The following is a 3,024-nucleotide window of genomic DNA, read 5'->3' on the forward strand; positions in this document are numbered from 1 at the left end:
GCCGCAGCCAAGGCCGGCGCCGCCGAGGTGGTGGCCTGCGACCTCGACCCGCTGGCGCTGGCCGCCTGCCGCGCCAATGCCGCGCTCAATGGCGTGACGCTGGACTACTCGGAAGATTTCTTCGCCGAGGCCGACCGCTACGACCTGATCCTGGTGGCCGACGTGCTCTACGACCGCGCCAACCTGCCGCTGCTCGATCATTTCCTCAGCCGCGGTCGCCAGGCGCTGGTGGCCGACTCGCGAGTCAAGGACTTCCAGCACCCGCTGTACCGCCGCCTGGCGCTGCTCGACGGCTGTACCTGGCCGGATCTGGCCGAGCCGGCCGAATTCCGCGAGGTCAGCCTGTATCATGCGCTACGACCGAGGTAGCCCGGATGCAGTCCGGGGAACAGGCAGCAGCGCCCCCCCTTGTTTCGCGGGTCGCCTGCCCGCATTAATAGACCATTGCCCTGCCCTTCGAGACCGACCATGAGCGATTCCCCCTATATCTTCGACATATCCGGCGCCGCCAGCTTCGAACAGCTGGTGATCGAGAACTCCTTCCACAAGCCGGTACTGGTGGATTTCTGGGCCGAATGGTGTGCGCCGTGCAAGGCGCTGATGCCGCTGCTGGCGAAGATCACCGAGCAATACGCCGGCGAACTGCTGCTGGCCAAGGTCGACTGCGATGTCGAGCAGGACATCGTCCAGCGCTTCGGCATCCGCAGCCTGCCCACCGTGGTGCTGTTCAAGGACGGCCAGCCGGTGGACGGCTTCGCCGGCGCCCAGCCGGAAGCGGCGATTCGCCAGATGCTCGCCCCCCATGTCGCCGAGCCGGCGCCGGCCGCGGCCGACCCGCTGGAAGCCGCCCAGGCGCTGTTCGCCGACGGCCGCTTCGCCGACGCAGAAGCGCTGCTCAAGCAGCTGCTGACGGAGAACAACGAGCACGCCGCGGCGCTGATTCTCTACGCCCGCTGCCTGGCCGAGCGCGGCGAGCTGGGCGAAGCCGAGGCGGTGCTGAATGCGGTGAAAGGCGACGAACACAAGCAGGCCCTGGCCGGCGCCAAGGCGCAGCTGACCTTCCTTCGCCAGGCCGCCGACCTGCCGGAAGTGGCCACCCTGAAGAGCCGCCTGGCGCAGGACGCCGGCGACGACGAGGCGGCCTACCAGCTGGCCGTGCAGCAACTGGCCCGCCAGCAGTACGAGCCGGCGCTGGATGCCCTGCTCAGGCTGTTCGTGCGCAACCGCAGCTACCAGGACGGCCTGCCGCACAAGACCCTGCTGCAGGTGTTCGACCTGCTCGGCGGCGACCACCCGCTGGTCACCGCCTACCGCCGCAAGCTGTACCAGGCGATCTACTGACTCAGGCCGGAACCTAGACGGTAGGTTGGGCTGAGCGCCGCGAAGCCCCACACCGCGCGCCAGAGACAGTGGCAGAACGCTTTGTTGGGCTTCGCAGGCTCAGCACCGACCTAGGCTGGCTCGCCCACCCAGCGATAGATCGGCGCATCGGCGCCGGTTTCCATACGGATCTGCGCGCAGTGGCGCAGGCGCACCAGCAGGCGCTTGCCGGCCGCCTCGCCGCCGGCCAGCGCGGCCAGTTGGCCGAGCAGCTGCGGCCCCTCCACCTGCCCGGCGTCGCGCACCAGTTGCAGGGCGGTCTGCCAGAGCGCGTCATTGCTGCCGGCCGAGACGGCCGGCGCTGGCACCTCGGTCGCTGACACGGCGCTCAGGCCTGCCGTCAGGCGCGCCCAATCCTCGGCCTCCAGTTCCACAGTCAGGTCCACCGGCCAGTCGCCGATGCGTCCGCGTATGCGCAGCATGATCGTTCTCCCATTCCCAGCGCCCATGCTCCCATGACGCCTGTGCGCTGGCCAGGCCGGCACAAAAGTTGTTATAACGTAACGATTAAAACCCGTACCGGAGACGCCCCATGCGCCGACTGCTGCTCGCCCTGCCCTTCGCCCTGTTGCCCCTGGCCGTCGCCCAGGCGCATGAACACAAACACGACCACGATCATCATGATCACGCACACGACAGCCTCGGCGCTCACGAGCACGGCGTCGCCAGCCTCAACGTGGCGCTCGACGGCCAGACCCTGGAGCTGCAGCTGGAAAGCCCGGCGATGAACCTGGTGGGTTTCGAGCACGCCGCCAAGAGCGACGCCGACAAGGCCAAGGTGGCCACCGCCAAGGCCGAACTGGAACAGCCGCTGAGCCTGTTCGCCCTGGCCGCCGGCGACTGCAAGGCGACCCAGGTGGAACTGCAGAGCCCGCTGTTCGGCGACGCAGGTCACCATGACCACGACCATCATGAGCATCAGGGCGAGCACAGCGAGATCCACGCCCACTACCGTTTCGACTGCGCCCGCGCCAACGACTTGAAACAGTTGGACCTGGCCGAGCTGTTCAAACGCTTCCCCGCCACCGAGAAGATTCAGGTACAACTGATCGGCCCGAGCGGCCAGCAGGGCGTGGAACTGACTCCCGCCCAGCCGCGCCTGAATTTCTGAAGCCGTAGGGTGGATCGGGGCGCGTAGCTGACGCTCTTCTCATCCACCGTGGGAGCGCCATGGTGGATGGGTGGAGCGTCACCCACCCTACACGCAGGCCCATAAACCACCCGATAGCCGGACCATGACCCAATCCCTGATCGACCTCGCCGACCTCGGCTTCGCCTGGCCCGGCCAGGCGCCCTTGCTGGACATCCCCCGCTTCACCCTCGAGCGCGGCGAGACCCTGTTTCTCAAGGGCCCCAGCGGCAGCGGCAAGACCACCTTGCTCGGCCTGCTCGGCGGCGTGCAGAAGGCCCAGCGCGGGCATATCCGCCTGCTCGGCCAGGATCTCGGCCAGCTCTCGGCCGGCGCCCGCGACCATTTTCGCGTCGATCACACCGGCTACATCTTCCAGCAGTTCAACCTGCTGCCCTTTCTCTCGGTGCGCGACAACGTCGAACTGCCCTGCCGCTTCTCGCGCCTGCGCGCCGAGCGTGCGCGCCAGCGCCATGGCAGCGTCGATGCTGCCGCCGCCGCCCTGCTCGACCACC

General features: G+C 68.1%; 5 protein-coding genes. 4 read left to right on the forward strand and 1 reads right to left on the reverse strand.

The window, feature by feature from the left end; all coding sequences use genetic code 11:
- A partial coding sequence (locus N878_RS16470; RefSeq protein ID WP_021444707.1) for a 50S ribosomal protein L11 methyltransferase occupies positions 1-369 on the forward strand: 369 nt, incomplete at its 5' end.
- Positions 370-468: 99 nt separating this feature from the next.
- The gene (gene trxA, locus N878_RS16475; RefSeq protein ID WP_021444708.1) at positions 469-1,341 is read left to right on the forward strand and encodes a thioredoxin; all 873 of its coding nucleotides are present in this window, start codon (positions 469-471) and stop codon (positions 1,339-1,341) included.
- Between the two features lie 110 nt (positions 1,342-1,451).
- Here the strand turns inward: trxA and N878_RS16480 are convergent, their stop codons facing one another.
- On the reverse strand, positions 1,452-1,802 hold the full coding sequence (locus N878_RS16480) for a hypothetical protein (protein WP_021444709.1): 351 nt from the start codon (positions 1,800-1,802) through the stop codon (positions 1,452-1,454).
- A 110-nt stretch (positions 1,803-1,912) separates the two neighbouring features.
- Between N878_RS16480 and N878_RS16485 the strand changes: the two genes are divergently transcribed.
- Positions 1,913-2,491 carry a DUF2796 domain-containing protein gene (locus tag N878_RS16485; RefSeq protein ID WP_021444710.1) on the forward strand — a complete coding sequence of 193 codons (579 nt, stop codon included), beginning with the start codon at positions 1,913-1,915 and terminating at the stop codon, positions 2,489-2,491.
- 124 nt (positions 2,492-2,615) lie between these two features.
- On the forward strand, positions 2,616-3,024 hold a 409-nt coding region (locus N878_RS16490; protein ID WP_021444711.1), incomplete at its 3' end, for an ATP-binding cassette domain-containing protein.

The sequence above is a fragment of the Pseudomonas sp. EGD-AK9 genome (genome assembly GCF_000465935.2).
Lineage (GTDB): Bacteria > Pseudomonadota > Gammaproteobacteria > Pseudomonadales > Pseudomonadaceae > Aquipseudomonas.